Origin of the sequence: Streptomyces viridochromogenes, from assembly GCF_001270495.1 — a bacterium.
In the GTDB taxonomy this organism is placed as follows: domain Bacteria; phylum Actinomycetota; class Actinomycetes; order Streptomycetales; family Streptomycetaceae; genus Streptomyces; species Streptomyces viridochromogenes_A.
Window position 1 is genome coordinate 1 of sequence record NZ_LGUR01000123.1, and the last position, 358, is coordinate 358.

Consider the following 358-nt stretch of genomic DNA (forward strand, 5'->3'; position numbering starts at 1 on the left):
CGGCCCCGAACAACTCGCCGAACTCCGGACGTTGGGTGACATCGTCGGTTTCGTCACCGGACTGTCCGAGGGCCCCGCAACCGACGTGCACACGACTGTCACCGATGCGACCGCGACCGAACCGCTCGCATCGGAGCCGCCCTCGGCCGCGGCACCGGCGGCGATCGGCCGTGGTCACGCCGCGCTGCTGGACCTGCCGGTCCCGGACCGGCTCGTCGGCGCCTACCCGCAGGGCGCGACCGCGCTCGTCGTGGACGACGGCAGTACGGCCGCCGAGGTCACGGCGGCCCGGCTCGGCGCGGCGGGCTGGCAGGTGCGGGTGCTGCGCCTGCCGGGTGTGCCGCAGCGTGTCACCGGA

The 358-nt window shown here is 75.1% G+C and carries 1 protein-coding gene; it reads left to right on the forward strand.

The window, feature by feature from the left end:
* Positions 1-358: hypothetical protein (locus ADK36_RS14740; protein WP_159391153.1), on the forward strand; the 358-nt coding region annotated here is incomplete at both ends.